This is a genomic window from Bartonella sp. AP58NXGY (assembly GCF_042195785.1).
In the GTDB taxonomy this organism is placed as follows: Bacteria; Pseudomonadota; Alphaproteobacteria; order Rhizobiales; family Rhizobiaceae; genus Bartonella.
Map to the genome: position 1 here is coordinate 1 of NZ_JBHIOY010000106.1, position 1,067 is coordinate 1,067.

Genomic DNA, 1,067 nt, shown 5'->3' on the forward strand with positions numbered 1-1,067 from the left:
TCTTGAGGTTGATTATCGAACATTGCAGACACAATTTCTAAGGATTCTTGATAATCTTGTTCAGTGCGAATAGGCTTGATGTTCATTTTTTAAATTTCTTTAAATGATATAATATCGATGGCATACTGTTTAAATTGTAACGGTTTTAAAATTAATTGCAAAGAAGACTATCCATGACTACACGCAATCCTAATCGCTGCCCTACTCATCCAGGAGAAGTTTTAGCAGATATTATTCCTGAGACAGGCAAAACAAAATTAGAAATTGCACAGATGCTCGGTATATCACGCCAACATCTCTATGATATTCTAAATGCCGAAAAGCCTATATCTCCTTCTCTTTCGGCTTGTCTTGGCAAAATGTTTGGGAATGGAGCTGCCATATGGTTACGTATGCAAGCCAATTATGATGATTGGCATGCAGAACGGGAAACAGATGTTAGCAAAGTTCCGACACTCCATACTGTTTAATTGTATAACTCAGTCTCTAGAAACTTTTCCAAGTGGCTTTATTGCTTTAACTTCTTTAATTTTAAGTGCAATTTTACGCATAAAAGCAAGACTAAAACGCCCTTGTGGTTTTAAATCTTGAAAGTGAAAGAAAGATTGGCAAGAAACAACATTAAATTCATCAACACGTACCCAAGATTGCTTTTGCAACCCCACACGTTTGCATTCTATCTCAGGTACTTTTAAGCTAAATTGCAAATTAACTGGCTCTTGAGAAGTGATAGGAAACAAAAAAAGATGCTTTTCAGTTTTAACCATGACACAAGAAGGACGCGCTTTACGCCCTGAATGTTCACCTTTTTGCGCTTGTTCGTGCCATAAATAATAATACCGAACAACATCCCCTGCTTTAAACATGTTCATCACTGTTTAAAATGTCATCTAAACCACGATTTAAATCGTCTAATATATTTTGCGGTGCATCTGCATAGGAAAAAGATTGTACGCTAGAACGCGCTTTTATTAATTCATGATATAAATCAACAGGAAGCATAATGATTTTTTCACGCCCTCGCTTTGTTAAAGCTACAGGTGTAGACATAGCCTCGTCTAAAATAT

The 1,067-nt window shown here is 36.2% G+C and carries 3 protein-coding genes; 1 reads left to right on the forward strand and 2 read right to left on the reverse strand.

Features of this window, described 5'->3' with window-relative positions; translation table 11 throughout:
• Positions 1 to 173 precede the first annotated feature (173 nt).
• On the forward strand, positions 174 to 470 hold the full coding sequence (locus ACFINC_RS09780) for a HigA family addiction module antitoxin (protein ID WP_375617086.1): 297 nt from the start codon (positions 174 to 176) through the stop codon (positions 468 to 470).
• 9 nt (positions 471 to 479) lie between these two features.
• On the opposite strand, the gene ACFINC_RS09785 is transcribed toward ACFINC_RS09780, so the two are convergent.
• Positions 480 to 866, reverse strand: coding sequence for a hypothetical protein (locus tag ACFINC_RS09785; RefSeq protein ID WP_375617087.1), 387 nt, complete (start codon positions 864 to 866; stop codon positions 480 to 482).
• Positions 859 to 1,065 carry a type II toxin-antitoxin system Phd/YefM family antitoxin gene (locus tag ACFINC_RS09790; protein WP_375617088.1) on the reverse strand — a complete coding sequence of 69 codons (207 nt, stop codon included), beginning with the start codon at positions 1,063 to 1,065 and terminating at the stop codon, positions 859 to 861. The genes ACFINC_RS09785 and ACFINC_RS09790 overlap by 8 nt, the downstream gene beginning before the upstream one ends.
• Positions 1,066 to 1,067: the final 2 nt, after the last annotated feature.